Here is a 21,198-nt window from a genome sequence, read left to right as displayed (position 1 = left end):
CGGCCGGGCCGGATCGTGCCGTCGGGCGGCCTGCGGCGTCGGCCGGGGCCGGCGTGGGCGTCAGGCGGCGCGCAGCCCCGAGCCGGGCAGTCGCCGGGGCGGCTGGGCGTCGGCCCGCTCCCCGCCGGCCGACGGCACGTCGCCGGCGTGGTCGTGCCGCAGGTCGGCGTCGTCGACGCCGCCGCGGGCCAGGAACATCGCCCGTTCGGCGTGGTGCAGCGCGGGGCAGGGCCCGTGCTCGTCCGGGCAGTTCAGGTTCCCGCACCGGCCCGACTCGTCGGGCTGGTGGGCCCGGGCCACGTCGAAGGCCAGCCGCCACAGCAGCGGGTCGGTGACGTCGTCGGGCAGGGCGACCTGCCGGCTGGGGTGGTTACGGGAGGCGCTGGACACGACTACCCCTTTCCTGGACACGTTGGGTTCAACCTTCACCGCACGGACCAACGCTAAACCGCCCACGCACGTGTGCTCGGTGACAATCCCACTGTCGGGAGCGGTACGATCGCGGCATGACCTGGCGATGTTGATGCCGCACCGGTGACCACCGCTGCCGTGGGCCGCCACGCCCGCCGTACTCCGGCGTCCGTGTCGTCTCCTGCGGGAAGGTCCCATGCTGCCCTCTGTCACCCCCGTCCCCGCCGCCCGTCGGCTGGCTGTCGCCCTCTACGGGTACGCGTTCCTCGGGGAATTTGTTCTTTTCTATCCGGTCTTCGCGTTGCTGTTCCAGGCCACCGGGCTGAGCATCGCGCAGATCTCCAGTCTCTTCGTGCTCTGGACGGTCGCCGGGGTGGTGCTGGAGGTGCCCTCCGGCGCGCTCGCCGACACCGTCTCCCGTCGGCTGTTGCTCGTGATCGCGCCGCTGTTCGCCGCCGCCGGCTTCGCGCTCTGGACGTTCCTGCCGTCGTACCCGGCCTTCGCCGCCGGTTTCCTGCTCTGGGGCGTCGGAGGCGCGTTGGCCTCGGGCACCACGGAGGCGCTGGTCTGGACGGAGCTGGAGCGGCTCGACGCCACCGACCGGTACGCCCGGCTGACCGGACGGGCCCGCAGCGCCGAGATGCTCGGGTTCATGGCCGCGATGGGGGTGGCCGGCCCGGTGCTCGCGGCCGGAGGACACCGCGCCGTCGGGGCCGCGAGCGTGTGCGCCTGCCTGCTCGCCGCGCTGGTGGCCACCCGGCTGCCCGAGCGTCACCCCGCCGAACCACCCGCCCGGCCCGGCCCGCCCGGCCCGCCCGGCCCGGACAGCCAGGACAGCCGGGCGACCCGGGCGGCCGCCCCGCCCACCGCCCCGGTGGGCGGGGCGGACGGCCCGGACCTGGGCTGGCTCGGCAACCTGCGCGCCGGGCTGACCGAGGTCCGCGCCGATCCCCGGGTACGGGGGGCCGTCCTGGCGGTGCCCGCCGTCGTCGCGCTGTGGAGCGCCCTCGACGAGTACGCCCCACTGTTGGCGGTCGAGACGGGGGCGGCCGAGACCAGCGTGCCGCTGCTGCTCCTGCTGGTCTGGGGCGGTGGCACGATCGGCGGGCTGCTCGCCCCGACGGCGGAGCGGCTGGGCGACCGGGCCCAGCCGGTGCTGCTCACCGTGGCCGCGCTGGCCCTGGCCGGCGGCGCCGCGCTCGGCGGTACGGTCGGCTTCGGGCTGGTCGCGGTCGCGTTCTGCGGGTTCCAGGCGGCCACCGTGTTGACCGAGGCGCGCTTGCAGACCCGGATCACCGGCCCGAGCCGGGCGACGGTCACCTCGCTGGCCGGGATGGCCACCGACCTGAGCCTGCTCGCCGTCTACGCCGGCTACGCCCTGGCCGCCACCGCGGGCGGACACCGGAACGCGTTCGTGCTGGCGGCCGTCCCGTACCTGGCGCTGGCGGCGCTCCTGACGCTGCGGTCCCGGTGGGGCCGCCGCCGGCGCGCCGCCGGGCCGCCGGTGACGGCGGGAGTGGGCGCTGTCGCAGCGGGTAACCGCGCCCCGACAGGTGGACGCCTGCCGGGACCGGAGGGGACATGGGAGCAGCCGTCGTCGTCGGTCTGATCGTCGTCGCGGTGCTGGTGACGATGCTGGCGGTGCTGGGCGTCCGGCTGGTCCAGCAGCACCAGCGCGGCGTCGTGTTCCGCTTCGGCCGGGCGCTCGACCGGGTCCGGCGGCCCGGTCTGCGGCTGATCGTGCCGATCGCCGAACGGATGGTCCGGGTCAACGTGCAGACGGTCGTGCTGGACGTGCCCGCCCAGCAGGCGGTCACCCGGGACCAGGTGACGCTCACCGTGGACGCGGTGATCCGCCACCGGGTGGTGGACCCGGTCAGGGCCCTGGTCGACGTGCGGGACTACCCCTGGGCCGTACGTCAGGTGGCGCAGACCGCGCTGCGTACGGTGATCGGCCGGACCGACCTCGACCGCGTGCTCGGCGACCGGGAACGGCTCAACGCCGAGCTCACCGCGTCGGTCGACGCGGTGACCGCCCGACCCTGGGGGGTGCTGGTCGAGCGGCTGGAGATCAGGGACGTGACGCTGCCCGAGCCGATGCGACGGTCGATGGGCCGGCAGGCCGAGGCCGAGCGGGAACGCCGGGCCCGGGTGACCGTCGCGGACGGGGAGGCGCAGGCGGCCCGCCGGCTGGCCGAGGCGTCCCGGGTGATGGCGGCGACGCCCGGGACGTACCGGTTGCGGCTGTTGGAGGCCATGGTCGAGGTGGTCGCCCGGACGAACAGCACCCTGGTCCTGCCGGTGCCGGCGGAGCTGTGGCAGCTCCTCGACCGGGAACCGGCGGGGGCCGGCCCGGCGGCGGGGGACGGGGGCGACGGGCGCCACGACCGCCGGGACCCTCCACGGTGGGAGCGGGAAGGTCCGGCCGCCGGTCCGTCGTCGGACCCCCGGTCCGGCACGCCGGTGACCGGCTCGTCGCGCCGGGACGGGTACCGGTAGGAGGTAGGTGTGGCCCGACGGGCGAGCGGGTAGGGGCGGAACCAGCGTTGTGCCCAGTCGAGGTGAGGAACGACCCAGATGACCGACAACTTCACAGACGCGGCCGGCGACACCCTGCGTGCCGTGCTGCTGTTCCTGCCGAAGGCGCTGGCCTTCGTGGCGATCCTGGTCGCGGGTTGGCTGGTCGCCAAGGCGGCCCGTCGGCTCGTCGACCGGGTGCTGGAACGGGTGGGCTTCGACCGGATCGTCGAACGCGGCGGCGTCCGGACCGCCCTGGCCCGGTCCAGGTACGACGCCAGCGACATCGTCGCCAAGCTCGCCTACTTCGGGGTGCTGCTGGTCACCCTGCACCTGGCCTTCGGGATCTGGGGCCCGAACCCGATCTCGGACCTGATCGCCGGGATCATCGCGTGGCTGCCCCGCGCGTTCGTGGCCATCGTCATCGTGGTCGTCGCGGCGGCCATCGCCCGCGCGGTCAAGGACATCATCGGCAGCGCGCTCGGCGGGCTCTCCTACGGTCGGCTGCTGGCCAACGTCGCGTCCGCGTTCATCCTCGGTCTGGGCGTGATCGCCGCCCTCAACCAGGTCGGCATCGCCACCACGGTCACCACGCCGGTGCTGGTCGCGGTCCTGGCGACCATCGGCGGCATCCTCGTCGTCGGGGTCGGCGGTGGCCTGGTACGGCCGATGCAGAGCCGGTGGGAGTCCTGGCTGAGCCGGGCCGAGCAGGAGTCCCGGACGATCGCCGCGCACACCCGGGCCTACCGGGCCGCCCGCCTCGACGTCGAGCAGCAGATGTCCCGGCCGGCTGCCCCGGCCGACGTGCCGGCGACGGATCCCACGGACGCGTCGGCGACCGCCCCGACGCCGGCCGGCGGGCCCGCCGGGACGTGGGACGCGGACCAGACGGTCACCTTCCCGACCGGGGACGCCGACACGACCGCGCCCATCCCGCGCGCCGACACCGCCGCGCCGCTCCGGGACGCCGACGCCACCGCGCCGCTCCCGCGCGCCGACGCGACCGTCGCCCTTGCCCGCCAGGATGCCGACGCGACGGTACGGATCCCGCAGCGCGGGGCGACTCCGCCCCAGCCCCGCCAGGACCCGGAGGCGACCATGGTGATCCGCCCGGCCACCGACGAGGGCCCCACCCGCTGAGCGGAGGGGCCGACGTCGAGGAAGGTCAGGCCGGCTCGGGACCACCCCGGTCCGGGCCGGCCCGACCGTCGAGGTAGACCCAGCGGCCGTCCTCCCGGCGGAACCGGCTGCGCTCGTGCAGCGTGCCCGGCCGGCCCCGTTCCCGGTAGTGGGCCCGGAACTCGACCTCGCCGACGGTGTCGAAGACACCGCCCCGGTCGGTCGCCAGCACCTCCAGCCGGGTCCACCGCGTTCGCGGGTCCAGGTCGAGGGCGGTCGGGCGGGTCGTGGGGTGCCAGCTCCGCATCAGGTACGCGGCATCACCGACCGCGAAGGCGGCGAACCGCGAGCGCATCAGCGCCTCGGCGGTACCGGCGTCGGCCTCGCCCCGGTGCAGCCGGCCGCAGCACCGCGAGTACGGGTCACCCGTGCCGCACGGACAGGCTGCTTCGTCTGCCGGCGGCCGGCGCGTCCCCCGCTTTCCCACCCGGTCATTCTGGCCGACCGCACGTCGGACGCTCGAGCCGGTCACCGTGGCGGCGCGGACCTCACTCCTCGAACGGGTCGGCGCTGCCCGAGACGGCGTCCACGTCGTACCCGGCGCGGCTGGTCGTGGTGGCCGGCTGACCCTCGTCGGGGGCCGGTCCACCGAGGTCGTCACCGGTGTCCCCGGTGCTGTGCAGGGACTCGCCCGGCGGCCGCAGCGACGCCTCGTACGCGGTGCTGCCGTCCGGCTCGTCGGTGGCGGCGTGGTCCGGGTGCCTGTCGGTGCTCATACCCGCACAGGTGCCCGCGACGGCGGGCCGCAAACGTCGGCCGGTCGTGGCCGGGGTCGTCCTCGCCCCCGGCGCTGGCAGGCGCGCCCCGGAAAGCGCGGCCGCCGACGCCCCGGCGCGGTGTCCGGCACCGTACAGATTATCGACCGAACGGATGACAACCTTGTCGACCCGTTATTGCAAGGCGTCGGTCGCGATGCCGAATCGTTAGCGATGCGCGACAACCAATTCCAGTGTTACCGTAACGATTCAATCGGGTCGCTGTAACTGTTTTAGCGTCGAGGGCGGAAGTCATTCCGTGATCGACGAAGGGACCGTCATGAGCGACCTGTCCCGCCCGCCCGCACGATCCCCGGTCGGTGAGCCGGAACCGGTGCAGGTGCTCCCGGCGGACGCCCCGCCGCCGGGGGAGAGTCGCCGCCCGGTCGTCGGCCGGTCCCCCGGCCAGCTCGCCTGGCGGCGCCTGCGCCGGGACCGGACGGCGATGACCAGCGGAGCCACCCTCGTCGCGGCGATGCTGCTCGCCCTCGCCGCGCCCCTCGTGCAGAAGCTGACCGGAATCGATCCCACCGACAAGTTCGTGGACCGGCTCAACAGCTTCGGCATGCCGGTCGGGTACGCCGGGGGAGTCAGCCCGGCGCACTGGCTCGGCCTGGAGCCGGGCACCGGTCGGGACATCCTCCTGCAACTGGTGTACGGGCTGCGCACCTCCCTGTTCATCGCGTTCGCCTCGGCGTTGCTCGCCTGCGCGGTGGGCGTCGCCGTCGGCATCGTCGCCGGCTACGCCCGGGGCTGGCTGGACAGCCTGATCAACTGGTTCGTCGACGTGACCCTGGCGTTTCCGTTCCTGATCTTCGCGTTGGCGGTCATCCCGATCCTGGAGGACCGCTTCTACACCGCCCGCGAGGCCCCGCCGCCGGCCTTCCGGATCGCATTGATCATCGCCACGTTCGGGCTGTTCAGTTGGACCTACACCGCCCGACTGGTCCGGGGTCAGGTGATCTCCCTGCGGGAACGGGAGTTCGTCGAGGCCGCCCGGGCCGCCGGGGCGGGCACCGCGCACATTCTGCTGCGTCAACTCCTCCCCAACATCTGGGCGCCGATTCTGGTCACGGTGTCCCTCAACGTGCCGCAGTTCATCGCGGTGGAGGCCGCCCTGGCATTCGTCAACATCGGCGTCACCGAACCCACCCCGGATCTCGGCCGAATGATCTACAGCAGCATCGGATACGTCGCCACCGATCCCTGGTACACGCTTTTCCCCGGCTTGGCGATCTTCCTGCTGGTGCTCGCGTTCAACCTCTTCGGCGACGCCCTGCGCGACGCGCTGGACCCCCGGTCGAGCCGCTAGACCCCGAACCCACCACAGCCCCGGCCGCAGCGGACGGCCGGCGAGAAGGGAGACCACCGTGCGCGCATCATGGCGGACGTTGACCATCGGCGCCCTCGGCGTGACGCTCGTCGCCGCGGGATGCACACCCACCACCGACGACGACGGCGGCGGCGACCAGGGGACCCGCACCCAGACCGGCTCGGTGTCGTACGACCCGGCCGACAACCGGGCCCCCGCACCGGCCGTCGAGGGCGCCACCCGCGGCGGCACCCTCACCGTCATGCAGGTCGCGGACTTCGAGCACCTCGACCCGGCCCGCACCTACGTCAACCGGGCGCAGCTCACCGGCGGCCTGATCCAGCGGTCGCTGACCGGCTACAAGGAGGACGGCAGCGGCACCATGATGGTCGTCGGCGACCTGGCCACCGACCCCGGCAAGGACGTGAACGGTGACTGCAAGGTCTGGCAGTACACCCTGCGCGACGGCCTCCGGTACGAGGACGGCTCGCCGGTGACCAGCAAGGACGTCGCCTACGGCGTCGCCCGCTCGTTCGCCCCCAACCTCAACGAAGGGCCGAAGTACATCCAGCGCTGGCTCTACCCGGGTGGCGTCTACAACGCCACCTACCGGGGCCCGTACGACGGGGGCAGACCGACGCCCGACGGCGTGGCGACCCCGGACGACCGGACCATCCGGTTCACGTTCGCCGAGCCGCACTGCGACATGCCGTACGCGGCGGCCCTGCCGACCACCGCGCCGGTGCCCGCGGCCAAGGACACCCGGGACAGCTACGACCTGCGGCCGTTCTCCTCCGGGCCGTACAAGGTCCGGTCGTACCAGCGGGACGTGGCGTTGGAGCTGGAGCGCAACCCGCACTGGGATCCGGCCACCGACCCGATCCGCACCGCCTACCCGGACGCGTTCCGGTTCACCTTCGGGCTGGAGGCCGCCCAGATCGCCGAGCGGCTGGTCGCCGACGCGCCCGCCGACCAGGCCGCGTTCACCTGGGAGGACGTGCCGCCCGCCGTGCTGCCCCGGACCACCACCGGCCCGGTCGCCGAACGGGTCGTCAAAGGCCCGACCCAGTACACCTGGGTGCTCAACGTCAACACCCAGCGGATCACCGACGTGGACGTCCGTCGTGCGCTGAACTACGCCGTCGACAAGGACGCGCTGCTCAAGGCGATCGGCGGGCAGGCGGCAGGCACCCCGGCCACCACGCTGACCTCACCCACCACCGCCGGCTGGCAGCAGTACGACGCGTACCAGGCCCCGGTGACCGGCGACCCGGACAAGGTCGCGGAGCTGCTGGCCGGGAAGAAGCCGACCCTGGTGTTGGCGTACGCGAACACGGAGACCCGGACCCGGCAGGCCGAGGCGCTCCGGAAGACCCTCTCCGAGCGGGGCTTCACCGTCACCGCCACCGCGATCGACTCCAGCAGCTACTACGACGAGATCGGTCGCCGGAACAACCCGTACGACCTGTATCTGAGCGGCTGGGGCATGGACTGGCCGACCGGGTCGACGACCATTCCGCCGCTCTACGACGGTCGGGAGATCGTCGACGAGGGCAGCAACAACCTCTCCTACCTGAACGACCCCGGGGTCAGCGCCGAGATCGACCGGATCCGCCAACTGCCCGCCCTCGAACAGGACGCCGCCTGGATGGCCCTGGACGAGAAGATCATGCGGGACCTGGCGCCGGTCGTCCCCTGCTACTACGACGCCGCGTACGAGCTGCGCGGCTCCAAGGTCGGCAACGCCTACCTCAGTGACGCGTTCGGTGCGATCCAGGTGAACAACATCTTCGTCAAGCCGTGACCCAGCCGGTGGGGAGCGGCCGGCTGGTCACTCCCCACCGGCCGCGCCGGGAGGTGCCCATGCTCCGTTTCGTCGTCCGGCGGCTGCTCGTCGCGGTCGTCACCCTCACCGTCATCAGCCTGCTCACCTTCGGGCTCTTCTTCGCCGTGCCCAGCAGTCCGGCCAAGGTGATGTGCGGCCGGAACTGCACCGCCGCCGACATCGCCCAGGTCGAGGACCGGCTCGGCCTGCGCGACCCGCTGCCCCGGCAGTACGCGGACTTCGTCCGGGGCGTCTTCGCCGGCCGCACCTACGGCAGCGGCGACTTCCGGCGCGAATGCCCGGCGCCCTGCCTGGGCTTCTCGTTCCGGAACAACCAGCCGGTCACCGAGATCATCACCCAGCGGGCCCCGGTCACGTTCAGCATCGTCCTCGGGGCCGCCGTGGTCTGGCTGGTGCTCGGCGTCTCGCTGGGCATGGTCTCGGCGCTGCGTCGGGGCACCGCCTTCGACCGGATCGCCATCGGCATCACCCTCACCGGGGCCTCCATGCAGGTCTACTTCTTCGGGCTGGTCCTGCTCTACCTGCTGGTCTACGCCACCGGCCTGCTGCCCTTCCCCAGCTACACCCCGTTGACAGAGAACCCGTTGCGCTGGGCGCACGGGCTGCTGCTGCCCTGGATGACCCTCGGCTTCCTCAACTCCGCCCTGTACGCCCGGCTCGCCCGGGCGCAGATGTTGGAGACCCTCTCTGAGGACTTCGTCCGTACCGCCCGGGCCAAGGGGCTGTCCCGGCGGCAGGTGCACCTGCGGCACGCGCTGCGGGCCGCCGTCACCCCGCTCGTGACCATCGCCGGCCTGGACATCGGCGTGGCGCTCGGCGGCACCTTCATCACCGAGACGATCTTCGGTCTCCAGGGGCTCGGCAAGGCCACCGTCGAGGCGGTGCAGTTCCTCAACCTGCCGGTCGTGATGGCCACCGTGCTGCTCGCGGCGGTGTTCATCGTGGCCGCCAACATCGTGGTCGACCTGCTCTACGCGGTGATCGACCCTCGGGTCCGACTGAGCTGAGAGGAGAGACGTGATGACGAACGACGACAACGGGCCGTATCTGCGGGTGTCGGAGCTGCGGGTGCGGTTCGGTACGGAGGATGGGGTGGTGCGGGCGGTGGACGGGGTGTCGTTCGCTGTCGGGCGGGGTCGGACGTTGGGGATCGTGGGGGAGTCGGGGTCGGGTAAGAGCGTGACCTCGTTGGCGGTGTTGGGGTTGCATGACCCGCGGCGGGCGGTGGTGTCGGGGGAGATCTGGGTGGGTGGTCGGCAGGTGGTGGGGTTGCCGGAGGAGCGGGTGCGGCGGTTGCGGGGTCGGGAGGTGGCGATGATCTTCCAGGATCCGTTGTCGGCGTTGCATCCGTACTTTTCGGTGGGGCGGCAGGTCGCGGAGGCGTATCGGGTGCATCATCCGGGGGTGTCGCGGCGTCAGGCGCGGGCTCGTGCGGTGGAGATGCTGGGTCGGGTGGGGATCCCGCAGCCGGGGCGGCGGTTTGCGCAGTTTCCGCATGAGTTCTCCGGTGGGATGCGGCAGCGGGTGATGATCGCGATGGCGTTGGTGAACGACCCGCGGTTGTTGATCGCGGATGAGCCGACGACGGCGTTGGACGTGACGGTGCAGGCGCAGATTCTGGACCTGCTGGCGGATCTGCAGGGGGAGTTCGGGTCGGCGATCGTGCTGATCACCCATGATCTGGGGGTGGTGGCGCAGGTGGCCGACGAGGTGCTGGTGATGTACGCCGGTCGGGTGGTGGAGCACGGCCCGGTGGGTGAGGTGCTGCGGTCGCCGGAGCACCCGTACACCTGGGGGTTGTTGGGGAGTGTGCCGTCGTTGCGGGGTGACGCGGAGGCGGATCTGACGCCGATCGCGGGCAACCCGCCGAGCCTGATCGATTTGCCGTCGGGGTGCGCGTTCCACCCGCGCTGCCGGTGGGCCGACCGCACCGACGGCCGGTCCCGCAGTGTGGTGCCGGAGTTGTTGCCGGTGGCCGGGGAGCCGGGGCATCGGGTGGCGTGTCACCTGCCGGCCGGGGACCGGGCCCGGATCCGGTCCGAGGAGGCCATCGGCGTCGGGGCGGCCCGGTGACCGCCGGGGCCGGGTCGGGCGCGGGAGCTGCCGGGGCCGGGTCGGGCGCGGTGGCTGCCGGGGTCGAGCCGTTGTTGTCCGTCGCCGGGTTGACGAAGCATTTTCCGGTGCGGGAGGGGTGGCGGCGGTCGGGTGTGGTGCGGGCGGTCGACGGGGTGGACTTCACCGTGTCGGCGGGGCAGACGTTGGGTCTGGTGGGGGAGTCCGGCTGCGGTAAGAGCACCACCGGGCGGATGCTGGTGCGGTTGATGGATCCGACGGCGGGGACGGTGACGTTCGCGGGGCGGGACATCGGTCGGGCCCGGGGGCGGGAGTTGCGTCGGTTGCGGCAGGACGTGCAGATCGTTTTTCAGGATCCGTACGCGTCGTTGAATCCCCGGCACACGGTGGGGCGGATCGTGGGGATGCCGTTGGAGGTCAACGGGATCGTTCCGCCGGGTGGGGTGCGTAACCGGGTGCGGGAGTTGTTGGAGCTGGTGGGGTTGAGCCCGGAGCACTACAACCGGTATCCGCACGAGTTTTCGGGTGGTCAGCGGCAGCGGGTGGGGATCGCCCGTGCTCTGGCGTTGTCGCCGAGGTTGATCGTGGCGGATGAGCCGGTGTCGGCGTTGGATGTGTCGATCCAGGCGCAGGTGATCAATCTGTTGCGGGGGTTGCAGCGGGATCTGGGGTTGGCGTTCGTGTTCATCGCGCATGATCTGGCGGTGGTGCGGCATGTGTCGCAGCGGGTGGCGGTGATGTATCTGGGGCGGATCGTGGAGATCGGTGATCGGGCGGATATCTACCGGCGTCCGCAGCATCCGTACACGCGGGCGTTGTTGTCGGCGGTGCCGGACGTGTCCGGGGTGGGGGCGGCGGGGCGGATCCGGTTGGTCGGGGACGTGCCGACGCCGTTGGATCCGCCGTCGGGGTGCCGGTTCCGGACCCGTTGTGGGAAGGCCACCGACCTGTGTGCCGTCGAGGTTCCCGCGCTGGTGCCGAGGGCGGGCGGCAGTCAGGCCACCGCCTGCCACCACCCCGAGACCGGAGCGCCGTAGGAGGCGTCCCGACGTCGGCGCGACCGACCCTAGACATGCGATCCATGCTTCATGAATAATGGATCGCAGTTCGAGGGGGAGTACCCGCCATCGGACGCGTCGGTCGTCAGTACGGGCCCACCCGGGCCCCGGCCGCGCGGGCCGCCAGGGCAGGCGGCTTCGGGGAGACCTTCGACCAGTCCGTCGACGCGGTGACGTCGGCCCGGTCGGAGGGAGCTTCCCGTGATGTCCGTACCCTGGTGGGCCTGGGCGGCCCTGACCGCGGCGATCGCCGTGATGCTCGCGGTCGACCTGTTCCTGCACCGCGACAACCACGTCGTCGGCTTCCGGGAGGCCGCCGTCTGGTCCGGCGTCTGGATCGCCGCCGGCCTGGCCTTCGGCGCTCTGCTGTGGGTGTGGCAGGGCGACGAGGCGGCCGGCGCCTACTACGCCGGCTACCTGATCGAGAAGGCCCTGTCGGTCGACAACGTCTTCGTCTTCGCGCTGATCTTCACCTCCTTCGCGGTCCCGGCCGCATACCAGCACAAGGTGCTCTTCTGGGGTGTCGTCGGCGCGTTGGCCTTCCGCCTGGTGTTCATCTTCGTCGGCGCGCAACTGCTGGAGACGTTCTTCTGGACCGCGTACGTCCTCGGCCTGTTCCTCGTCTACACCGGCTGGAAGATGGCCTTCCGGCACGACGCGGAGATGAACCCCGACCGTAACCTGGTCGTCCGCCTCGTCCGCCGGATCATCCCGACCGACGCCCGCTACCACGGTGACCGGTTCTTCATCCGCGCCGACGGCAGGCGCGTCGCGACGTTGCTCCTGGTCGTCCTCGTCGCGGTCGAAGCCACCGACCTGATCTTCGCTGTGGACTCCGTCGCCGCGATCCTGGCCATCACCACCAGCACGTTCATCGTCTGGGCCGCCAACGCCTTCGCCGTGCTGGGCCTGCGCAGTCTCTACTTCTGCCTCGCCGGCCTGCTACGCCGCTTCACGAAGCTGCACTACGGCCTGGCCTTCCTGCTCGCCTTCGCCGGCGTGAAACTGGTGCTCTCCGAGACCCCGGTCGGAAAACTTCCCATTCCGCTGACCCTGGGCGTCATCGTCGCCACCCTCGTGGTGTCCATCGGCTGGAGCCTCGCCGCCACCCGTGACGACCCGGCGCCCACCGACGAGCCCCGCGCCGCCACCCGGGGCTGACCGGCGCCGGGTGGCCCGCTGCGAGCGTCCGCATCGTCGGGTCCCCCGGGAGGACGGTACCCGCCGGTGACCACGGCGATCCGGGGACCGTTTTCATAACGGTTTGGCGTTGCCTCTCCCTGCCCGCTGCCGTGACAACCGCTCCCACCTGTGCGAACGCCTCGATCGTCGAGAAAGGGGCGAGGCCGTGACAGCCCGTGGGGGGGATTGCCCGCCGAGATCACCTCTGCGATCCTCCACCTGGGACGCTGCCAGTGACGGTTGCCAATCCGGCGTCGGTCGTGGCGGCAGGAGGGACCCTCGTGAAGCGCAGACGTCGTCACCTACTCGTCGGACTCGCGGTCGGGGCCCTGGTGGCCACCACCGGACTCGCCGGCCTCCACTACTCCGGCATCGAGGTCGCGCCGGTCACCGCCACCGGGGACGGCGAGCTTCCCGGCCGACTCGCCGGCCACCTGGAACGGCTGCGCCAGGCGGCGCCGGGCAACGACGGGATGTCGCCGGACGGCCCGGGCAACGCCGCCCAGCAGGAACTTCTCGAACGGGCGTACCCGGCGGACTCGATAAGCATCGCCCAGTTGGACCGCTCGAAGGACGCGTACGTGAAGGCCGAGCGGCGCGTCGACGCCGCCGCCCGGGGCGCGGCGACCGCGAAATGGACGAACGTCGGGCCGAGCGAGGCCCTCTACCCGTTCACCGAGCTGCGCAACGCCTACAACTACGTCCCCAACGAGTACGTCGCCGGTGGCCGGGTCACCTCGATCGACATCGCCCCGGACTGCAGGCCGCTGCTCTGCCGGGCGTACGTGACCCCGGCCGGCGGCGGGGTGTGGGGCACCCTGAACGTGCTCGCCCCGCAACCCAACTGGATCTACCTCGGCGGGCCGCTCGGCATCAACGCCGCTGGCTCGGTGGTCATCGACCGCAACGACCAGACCGGCCTGACCGTGTACGTCGGCACCGGCGAGGCGAACACCTGCGCCTCCGGTTGCGTCGCCGGCGTCGGCCTCTACAAGTCCACCAACGGTGGCCTGACCTGGCAGGGCCCGCTCGGCAAGGACGCTCTCGCCGGCAAGGGCATTGGTGAGATCACCATCAAGCCGGGGGACCCGAAGACCCTCTACGTGGCCACCACCACCGCGCTGCGCGGCATGTCCAGCTCCTGCTGCACCGGCGTGACCCGGCCGGTGCCGGACGCCGCCAAGTGGGGGCTGTACAAGTCCACCGACGGTGGGAAGAAGTGGGCGTTCGTGCACAACGGCTCGGCGAACGCCGGCGAGTGCACCGGCAGCGCCGCCGAGTGGAACAACACCGCGGCCTGCTCGCCGCGCGGCGTCCGCTACGTCAAGCTCGACCCGGGCAACCCCGAGATCGTGTACGCCGCCTCGTACGCCCGGGGGGTCTGGCGCTCGCCGGACGGCGGCGCGACCTGGACCCAGATCAAGGACTCGCTGAACCGGGCGGTGTTCCAGACCCGCCCGGCGATCGACGTCACGAAGCTGCCCGACGGCAGGACCCGGATGTACGTCTACGAGGGCAACACCGGCAACCCGTACTCGCGGCTGTTCCGCAGCGACGACGTGGCCACCGGCGCGCCCACCTTCACCGACCTGTCCAGCTCGAACCCGGCGGACCCGGGCTACGCCACCTACAACCAGTGCACCGGCCAGTGCTGGTACGACCTGTTCGTGCACACCCCGAAGGGCCACCCGGACATCGTCTACACCGGCGGGTCCTACGTGTACGGCGAGACCGTCGCGCACAAGCGGGCGGTGGTGCTCTCCACCGACGCCGGGGTCAGCGGCACCGACATGACCTACGACGGCACCGACGAGCTGCACCCCAACGGCCTGCACCCGGACCAGCACGCGCTGGTCACCCGGCCGGGCAACCCGTACCAGTTCTTCGAGGCCAGCGACGGTGGCGTGATGCGCTCCAACGGCCGGTTCGTGGACCGGTCGGCGTGGTGCGACAACCCGGACCGGGGCCTCACCACCGAGGCGCAGAAGACCCGCTGCCGGCAGATGCTGTCCCGGATCCCGGAGAAGCTCGACGGGATCAACAACGGCATGTCGACGTTGCAGTACGTCAGCCTCTCGGTGAGCCCGCACGACCACACGCTGCTCCAGGGCGGCACCCAGGACAACGGCACCTGGGAGAACAAGGGCCAGCGCAGGCGCTGGGTCAACACGATGATCGGTGACGGCGGCGCGTCCGGATTCGACGTGGCCCGGCCGGAGTTCCGCTTCCACACGTTCTTCGACGCCACCCCCGAGGTGAACTTCGACAACGGGGACGTCGCCGACTGGATCACCGTCTCCGACCCGATCTTCGGCCACGCGAACACGCTGTTCTACGCCCCGCACATCAGTGACCCGAAGGTCAGCGGCACCATGTTCGCCGGCACCGGCCGCACCGTCTACCGCACCAAGACGTTCGGGCTGGGGGACCGGTCGGTCGAGGAGGCGAACCGGATCTGCAACTCCTGGAACGGCACCTACGAGGACGTCTGCGGCGACTGGGAGGAGCTGGGCGGCACCCGGCTCACCGACGCCGCGTGGGGTGACCGGGCCGGCGGCGCGGTGTCGGTGGTCGAGCGGGTCGGCACCGACTCGTCGACCGCGTACGCGGCCACCAGCACCGGGCGCGTCTTCGTCAGCCACAACGTGGACGCCGAGCCGGCCTCGGCGGTCACCTGGACCCGGATCGACACCCCGACCACCCCGAACCGCTTCGTCACCAGCGTCCACGTCGACCCGGCGAACCCGAACCGGACGTGGGTCTCGTACAGCGGGTTCAACTCGAACACCCCGACCACGGTGGGGCACGTGTTCGAGGTGACGGCGGCGGGCGCCGGGGCGACCTGGGTCGACCGGTCGTACGACTTCGGCGACCAGCCGGTCACCGACCTGGTCCGGGACGACGTGACCGGCACCCTCTACGCGGCCACCGACTTCGGCGTGCTGAAGCTCCGCAAGGGCGGCAGGAGCTGGGTGAAGGCCGCCCCGGGCATGCCGAACGTGGAGGTCGCCGGGCTCACCGTCGTGCCGGGCGAGCGGATCCTCTACGCCGCCTCGCACGGGCTGTCCGCCTGGCAGCTCAGCCTCGGCTAGGCGGTAGACGATCATCGGAGTCGACCGGGTGGGGGGCCGCGCGAGCGGCCCCCCACCGCTGCCCGGAGGCTGGTCGCGGACGTGGCGGACGCTCGGCGCGGTCTTCGTCCTGCTGGTCTTCGTGCCGCCGTTGCTGCTGCTGGTCTCCGGCTCGCTCACCGAGCCCGGCCTGCCACCGCCGCCGACCCCCCGGCTGGCGCCGGACCCGGTCAGCGCCACCGGCTACCGGCAGGCCGTGGAGCTGGGCGGTCTGCTGCGCGCCTCGCTCAACTCGGTGCTGGTCGCGGTGGTCGCCGTGCCGCTGAGCGTGCTGGTCGCCTCGCTGGCCGGGTTCGCCACGGCCCGGCTCGCCCCGCGTGCCGCCGCCGCCGTCGTCGCGGCGTCCCTGGTGGCGTTGATGGTGCCGGCCACCGCGCTGCTGGTGCCCCGGTTCACGATCTTCCGGATGTTCGGCCTGACCGATACCCTGGCGCCGTTGGTCGCCCCGGCGCTGATCGGCACCTCACCCCTGTACGTCCTGGTGTACTACCTGGCGTTCCGGGCGCTGCCGGCGGAGCTGTACGACGCCTGCCTGGTGGAGGACCTGAGCCCGGTGCGGATCTGGTGGCGGATGGCGTTGCCGCTGGTCCGCCCGGTGACCGCCGGCCTGACCGCGTTGACGTTCGTGCTGACCTGGTCGAACTTCCTCGACCCGCTGGTCTACGTCTACGACCGTGACCTGTTCACCCTGCCGCTGGCGTTGCGTTCGCTGTCGGTGCTGGATCCGACGAACTTCCCGGTGTTCCTGGCCGGCGCCGTCTTCGCCACGGCGCCGGCGCTGCTGGTGTTCGTGCTCGCCCAGCGGCGTTTCCTGCGCCCCTACGACCCCGACCGGAACGGACGATGATGCGACCCAAGGCGCTGCTCGCGCTGCTGCTGTCCACCGTGCTGCTCGCCACCGGCTGTGGAGCCGACGACCGGCCGTCGGCGGACGACCCGGTGCGGCTGCTGGTGTTCGGCGCGCCCGAGGAGCTCGCCGCCTACCGCACCCTGATCGACGCCTACCAGCAGCGACGCCCGGACTCGCGGGTGCAGCTCGTCGAGGCCAGTGACCGCAAGGACCTGCTGGCCCGGTTGTCCACCTCGGTCGCCGGGGGCGCCCCGCCGGACCTGTTCCTGATGAACTACCGCTTCTACGGCCAGTTCGCCGCCAAGGGCGTGATCGAGCCGCTGGACGACCGGATCGCCGGCTCGGACGTGCTCGACCCGGCCGACTACTACCCGGTGGCGATGGACGCCTTCACGTGGGACGGCCGGCAGCTCTGCCTGCCGCAGAACGTCTCCAGTCTGGCCGTCTACTACAACCGCACCCTGTTCGCGCGGTACGGGGTGCCCGAGCCGAAGGCCGGCTGGACCTGGAACGACCTGGTGCGGACGGCCACCCTGATGACCCGCGCCGGCAACGGGGCGATCGTGAGGGGCACCGAGAGCGAGGGGGCGGCGGCGCGGCCGGCGGTGCACGGGCTGGGCGTCGAGCCGTCCGTCATCCGGCTGGCCCCGTTCGTCTGGTCCAACGGTGGCGAGATCGTCGACGACCCGGCGAAGCCGACCCGGCTGACCCTGGACAGCCCGGCCGCCCGGGAGGCGTTGAAGAACCTGATCGACCTGCGCCAGGCGTACGGGGTGACGCCGACCGACGAGGAGGTGGAGGCCGAGGACGACGAGTCCCGCTTCACCAACGGTCGGCTCGCCATGCTGATGACGTCCCGCCGGGCCACCACCACCTTCCGCACGGTCACCGGTTTCGAGTGGGACGTGGCCCCGCTGCCGGTCTACCGGCAGCCGGTAGGGGTGCTGCACTCCGACGCGTACTGCATGCCGAAGGGCGCCCGGAACAAGTCCGCGGCGTGGGAGTTCCTGGAGTTCGCGATCGCCGAGGAGGGGCAGCGGATCATCGCCGCGACCGGCCGGACCGTGCCCTCGCACACGAAGGTGGCGAACTCGCCGGCCTTCCTCGACCCGACCCGGCCGCCGCGCAACGCGAAGGTGTTCCTGGACGCCGTCCCGACGGTCCGGGCGCTGCCGACCGTGTCGACCTGGCCGGAGATCGAGGACGTCAGCTACGGCATCCTGGAGAACGCGATGTACCGGGGGGACCGGCTGGACGACGTGATCCGTCAGCTCGACACGGAGACCCGACCGGTCTTCGCCCGGGGCGAGCGGGGTTGAGCGCGCCGGGACTGGCCCTGACCGGTGTGTGCGCCGCGTACCGGGGCACGCGGGTGCTGCACGACGTCGACCTCACGGTGGCGCGTGGGGAGCTGCTGGTGGTGCTCGGCCCGTCCGGGGCGGGCAAGTCGACGGTGCTGCGGGTGACGGCCGGGCTGGAGCCGGTCACCGCCGGCCGGGTCGCCGTCGCCGGGCGGGACGTCACCGGCCTGCGTCCGGGCCTGCGCGACGTCTCCATGGTCTTCCAGTCGTACGCGCTGTTCCCGCACCTGAGCGTCGCCGAGAACATCGCCTTCGGCCTCCAGGTGCGCGACGTGCCCCGTGCGGCGGCCCGGCAGCGGGCCCGCGCCGCGGCCGAGACGGTGGGCTGCGCGGACCTGCTCGGTCGCCGTCCCGGGCAGCTCTCCGGCGGGGAGCGGCAGCGGGTGGCGCTGGCCCGGGCCCTGGTCCGCGAGCCGGCCGTGTTCCTGCTCGACGAGCCGCTGTCCAACCTGGACCAGGCGTTGCGGGTGCAGATGCGTGCCGAGCTGCGCGCCCTGCACGACCGGCTCGGCGCGACGATGGTGCACGTCACCCACGACCAGACCGAGGCGCTGGTGCTGGCCGACCGGATCGCGGTGCTGCGCGCCGGCCGGGTCGAGCAGGTCGGCACGCCGGAGCAGATCTGGCGGGCCCCGGCCAGCGTGTTCGTGGCCCGGTTCGTCGGGTCACCGGCGATGAACCTGCTCCCGGCGGGCGCGTTGACCCCGACCGGTGACCCGCCGCCGGGGGCGGACGGGCAGCTCGGCTTCCGGGCCGAGGTGGTCCGGCTGGCCGCTCCCACCCCGGCCGGCGACGCGGCAGCCGGGGACGGTCGGGTCGCCGGGGGCGCCGGCGACGGCGGGCCGGCGGTGGTGGACCGGGTCGAGGTGGTCGGCGAGGACGCGTACGCCTATCTGACGCTGGCCGGCGGGCATCCGGTGGTGGCCCGGGTCCCGGCCGCGCGTCGACCCGCCGTCGGGGCGGCCGTGCGGGTCACCGTCCGCTGGCCCGACGTGCACGTCTTCGACCCGGAGACCGGCCTGCGGCGCGGGCCGGGATGAGGCCGGACACCCGTTCCCGGCGGCAGCTCGGGTGGATGCTGACGCCGTACCTGGTCGGGCTGGTCGGGTTGGTGCTGCTGCCGGCGGCGGTCACCCTGGGGCTGGCGTTCACCGAGTACGACCTGCTGCGTCCGCCGACGTTCGTCGGCTGGGACAACGTCCGGGAGCTGGCCAGCGACCCGGTCTTCCGGGTGGCGTTGACCAACTCGTTGGTGTTCGCCCTGGTGGCGGTGCCGTTGCGGCTGCTGTTGGCGCTCGGGCTGGCGTTGCTGCTGCACCGGCGGGCCCCGGCGGTGGGCGCCGCGCGTACCGCCGCCGCGCTGCCCACGGCGGTGCCGGAGATCGCTTACGGGCTGCTCTGGTTGTGGCTGCTGAACCCGCTGTACGGCCCGGTGAACCAGGTGTTGCGGCTGGGCGGGGAGAACGGGCTGACCGTGCTGGGGCGGACCCCGCCGCAGTGGCTGACCGACCCGACCGACGCGCGGGCGGCGATCGTGGCGATGAGCGTGTTCACCATCGGGGAGACGTTCCTGGTGCTGCTGGCCGCCCGCCGGGCGCTGCCCGCCGACGTGTACGAGATGGCGGCGATCGAGGACGCCACCGGCTGGGACGTGTTCCGCCGGATCACCCTGCCGCTGATGGCTCCGGTGCTGGGCCTGCTGGTGGCGCGGGACGCCATCGGTAGTCTCCAGTTCTCGTTCGTCCCCGCGTTCGTGGTGACCGACGGCGGCCCGCCCCCGTACGCGACCACGTACCTGTCGTTGTTCGTCTACCGGACCGCCTTCGAGTACCTGCGGTACGGCTACGCGGCGGCGGCGACCCTGGTGATGGTCCTGCTGACCGGGGCGGCGGTGGTGGCGCAGTGGCGGCTGATCCGCCGGTACCGGGGGTTCTACGGGGTCTGAGCCGGGGTGGGGAGCGTGCTCCACAGTGGTTGTGGCCTGCCGGTATCCTTTCAGGACTGACCACCTGCGTGGATGCGCCCGATGCCCGGGCGACCCGGGCCGCGGCGCAGGTTGCCCTCTTTCCATCCCCTCTCGTCGAGGAGCGTTCCCTTTGTCTGATCTTGTACTCACCGAGAAGCGTGGTCTGACAGCCGGACCCGAGATGATCGCCGCGACGCTGACCCGTCAGCGGTCCAACTTCCTCCGGCTGCTGGCGAAGCTCGACGCCGACGCCTGGGCCGCCCCGTCCCGGTGTTCGGCCTGGTCGGTGCACGACGTGGTCGGTCACGTGATCAACGTCGCCGAGCTGCACGTCGGTCTGCTCGGGGGCGGCCAGGACATGGAGCGTTTCCTGCGGCACGGCCCGTTCTCACCGGCCACCACCCCGGCGCTGTGGTTGGCGGACTCGCCCCGGCAGAGCCCGGAGGCCACCGTGCAGACCCTGGCGGACCTGGTGGACCGGGAGCAGGAGCTGTTCTCGGCCCGGATGGCCGGGCCGGACGGCCCGCTGATGCCCGCGCCGAGCGGGCGGCTCCTGCACTGGTCGACGCGGACCCTGCACATGATGTGGGACGCCTGGATCCACGAGCGGGACGTGGCGTTGGCGCTCGGCCTGGAGCCGGAGTCCCGGGTCGAGGACTTCCCCCTGGTCACCATGTACGGGCTGCTGCTGGCCGGTGGTGTCGGCGTGATCGGTGGTCAGCCGCCGGCCACGGTGCTCGCGCTGCGGGACGCCGCCGTGTCCCGGTACGAGATCGGCGTGGTCGACGACGACGTGTTCGTGGCGGCGGGCGTCGACGCCGAGCCGGACGGGCACGGCGACACGGCCGAGGTGCTGGACAGCCTCACCGGTCGCGAGCCGGATCTGCTGCGGGCGTTGACCGCGCCGGAGCCGGTGATCCGGTCGCTGGGGGTGCTGCGGCACGTGATGTGACCGGAGGGGCGGGGCGCCGGGCCGCGTCGGCCGGGCTCCGGCGCCCGTCCGCCGGTCCGTCCGCCACGGGACAGCCGCTCCGGTAAATTGCGCACAAGGTGCAATTCGCCCGAGCGGGGGTGTGGGGTGTCGGTGCGGCGCTGGGCGGTGGCCCTGCTCGTCCTGCTGCCGCTGTGCTGGGGCGGCGTCGGGTACGCGAGCACCCGGACGCCCACCGCGGACGACTACCGCCGGGCCGCCGCCGGGGCCGCCCGGTCGGCCTACCACGCCCTGGTCACCGCCGACCTGGTCGGCCGGGCCCGGCTGGCCGGTCGGCTGCCGTCCCCGTACACCGGCAACGTCCTCGACGACGGCCGGGCCGCGGTGTCCGGCGCGGCCCGGCGGTTCGCCGCCGCCACCCCGGTCGACGCGCCCACCGCCCGGCTCCGGGACCGGTTGGGCCCGCTGCTGCTCGCGGCCACCGACCGGCTGACCGACGTACGGCGGGCGGCGCGCGCCCCCGACCCCTCCGCGCTGCGGCGGTCGGTCGACGCGCTCGCCCCGGTCACCGCCGCGCTGGCCGGCCTCCTCCAGGAGTACGGGTGACCCCGGGTGACGTGGTGGCC

The 21,198-nt window shown here is 72.5% G+C and carries 17 protein-coding genes and 3 pseudogenes; 16 read left to right on the top strand and 4 right to left on the bottom strand.

The features are described 5' to 3' along the window. Positions 1 to 60 precede the first annotated feature (60 nt). Positions 61 to 390, bottom strand: a complete 330-nt coding sequence (locus tag O7606_RS06715; RefSeq protein WP_281598198.1) for a hypothetical protein — start codon at positions 388 to 390, stop codon at positions 61 to 63. A gap of 217 nt (positions 391 to 607) precedes the next feature. Here O7606_RS06715 and O7606_RS06710 point away from each other — a divergent pair. The 3 genes and pseudogenes from O7606_RS06710 to O7606_RS06700 form a co-directional block, all read left to right on the top strand. After that, positions 608 to 1,873, top strand: a pseudogene (locus O7606_RS06710) (MFS transporter); the annotation flags it as partial. A gap of 119 nt (positions 1,874 to 1,992) precedes the next feature. Continuing rightward, on the top strand, positions 1,993 to 2,910 hold the full coding sequence (locus O7606_RS06705; protein WP_281598196.1) for an SPFH domain-containing protein: 918 nt from the start codon (positions 1,993 to 1,995) through the stop codon (positions 2,908 to 2,910). Positions 2,911 to 2,988: 78 nt separating this feature from the next. Then, positions 2,989 to 3,711 (top strand): annotated as a pseudogene (locus tag O7606_RS06700) (hypothetical protein); the annotation flags it as partial. Positions 3,712 to 4,093: 382 nt separating this feature from the next. Here the strand turns inward: O7606_RS06700 and O7606_RS06695 are convergent. From O7606_RS06695 to O7606_RS06690, 3 genes and pseudogenes are all read right to left on the bottom strand, one after another. After that, on the bottom strand, positions 4,094 to 4,444 hold the full coding sequence (locus tag O7606_RS06695; protein ID WP_348651155.1) for a YchJ family metal-binding protein: 351 nt from the start codon (positions 4,442 to 4,444) through the stop codon (positions 4,094 to 4,096). Then, positions 4,445 to 4,534: pseudogene (locus O7606_RS27590) on the bottom strand (SEC-C metal-binding domain-containing protein); the annotation flags it as partial. Between the two features lie 61 nt (positions 4,535 to 4,595). Continuing rightward, positions 4,596 to 4,823, bottom strand: a complete 228-nt coding sequence (locus tag O7606_RS06690; protein WP_281598194.1) for a hypothetical protein — start codon at positions 4,821 to 4,823, stop codon at positions 4,596 to 4,598. A 319-nt stretch (positions 4,824 to 5,142) separates the two neighbouring features. Between O7606_RS06690 and O7606_RS06685 the strand changes: the two genes are divergently transcribed. From O7606_RS06685 to O7606_RS06625, 13 genes are all read left to right on the top strand, one after another. Further along, a complete protein-coding gene (locus O7606_RS06685; protein WP_281598193.1) occupies positions 5,143 to 6,174 on the top strand; it encodes an ABC transporter permease in 1,032 nt (343 codons plus the stop codon). Between the two features lie 58 nt (positions 6,175 to 6,232). Continuing rightward, complete coding sequence (locus tag O7606_RS06680) at positions 6,233 to 7,978, top strand: ABC transporter substrate-binding protein (RefSeq protein WP_281598192.1); 1,746 nt, start codon at positions 6,233 to 6,235, stop codon at positions 7,976 to 7,978. A 59-nt stretch (positions 7,979 to 8,037) separates the two neighbouring features. Then, positions 8,038 to 9,027 (top strand): ABC transporter permease, encoded by a 990-nt coding sequence (locus O7606_RS06675; RefSeq protein ID WP_281598191.1) that lies wholly within the window; start codon positions 8,038 to 8,040, stop codon positions 9,025 to 9,027. 13 nt (positions 9,028 to 9,040) lie between these two features. Then, on the top strand, positions 9,041 to 10,093 hold the full coding sequence (locus tag O7606_RS06670) for an ABC transporter ATP-binding protein (RefSeq protein WP_281598190.1): 1,053 nt from the start codon (positions 9,041 to 9,043) through the stop codon (positions 10,091 to 10,093). Positions 10,094 to 10,143: 50 nt separating this feature from the next. Next, positions 10,144 to 11,130 carry a dipeptide ABC transporter ATP-binding protein gene (locus O7606_RS06665; RefSeq protein WP_281599521.1) on the top strand — a complete coding sequence of 329 codons (987 nt, stop codon included), beginning with the start codon at positions 10,144 to 10,146 and terminating at the stop codon, positions 11,128 to 11,130. Positions 11,131 to 11,355: 225 nt separating this feature from the next. Then, entirely contained in the window at positions 11,356 to 12,312 is a 957-nt protein-coding gene (locus tag O7606_RS06660) for a TerC family protein (RefSeq protein ID WP_281598189.1), read from the top strand. Positions 12,313 to 12,614: 302 nt separating this feature from the next. Continuing rightward, positions 12,615 to 15,425, top strand: coding sequence for a sialidase family protein (locus tag O7606_RS06655; RefSeq protein ID WP_281598188.1), 2,811 nt, complete (start codon positions 12,615 to 12,617; stop codon positions 15,423 to 15,425). Positions 15,426 to 15,453: 28 nt separating this feature from the next. Next, a complete protein-coding gene (locus O7606_RS06650) occupies positions 15,454 to 16,311 on the top strand; it encodes a carbohydrate ABC transporter permease (RefSeq protein WP_281598187.1) in 858 nt (285 codons plus the stop codon). Continuing rightward, positions 16,308 to 17,633 carry a sugar ABC transporter substrate-binding protein gene (locus tag O7606_RS06645; RefSeq protein WP_281598186.1) on the top strand — a complete coding sequence of 442 codons (1,326 nt, stop codon included), beginning with the start codon at positions 16,308 to 16,310 and terminating at the stop codon, positions 17,631 to 17,633. Before O7606_RS06650 ends, O7606_RS06645 begins: the two co-directional genes overlap by 4 nt. Further along, a complete protein-coding gene (locus O7606_RS06640; protein ID WP_281598185.1) occupies positions 17,630 to 18,715 on the top strand; it encodes an ABC transporter ATP-binding protein in 1,086 nt (361 codons plus the stop codon). Before O7606_RS06645 ends, O7606_RS06640 begins: the two co-directional genes overlap by 4 nt. 35 nt (positions 18,716 to 18,750) lie before the next feature. Next, a complete protein-coding gene (locus O7606_RS06635) occupies positions 18,751 to 19,620 on the top strand; it encodes a sugar ABC transporter permease (RefSeq protein WP_281598184.1) in 870 nt (289 codons plus the stop codon). Between the two features lie 151 nt (positions 19,621 to 19,771). Continuing rightward, on the top strand, positions 19,772 to 20,593 hold the full coding sequence (locus O7606_RS06630; protein WP_281598183.1) for a maleylpyruvate isomerase family mycothiol-dependent enzyme: 822 nt from the start codon (positions 19,772 to 19,774) through the stop codon (positions 20,591 to 20,593). A 126-nt stretch (positions 20,594 to 20,719) separates the two neighbouring features. Further along, positions 20,720 to 21,178, top strand: a complete 459-nt coding sequence (locus tag O7606_RS06625; protein ID WP_281598182.1) for a hypothetical protein — start codon at positions 20,720 to 20,722, stop codon at positions 21,176 to 21,178. Positions 21,179 to 21,198: the final 20 nt, after the last annotated feature.

This window comes from Micromonospora sp. WMMD882, assembly GCF_027497255.1.
GTDB lineage: Bacteria > Actinomycetota > Actinomycetes > Mycobacteriales > Micromonosporaceae > Micromonospora.
Note: the sequence above shows the minus strand (reverse complement) of the source record. Positions and strands in the feature narration are given on the sequence as shown.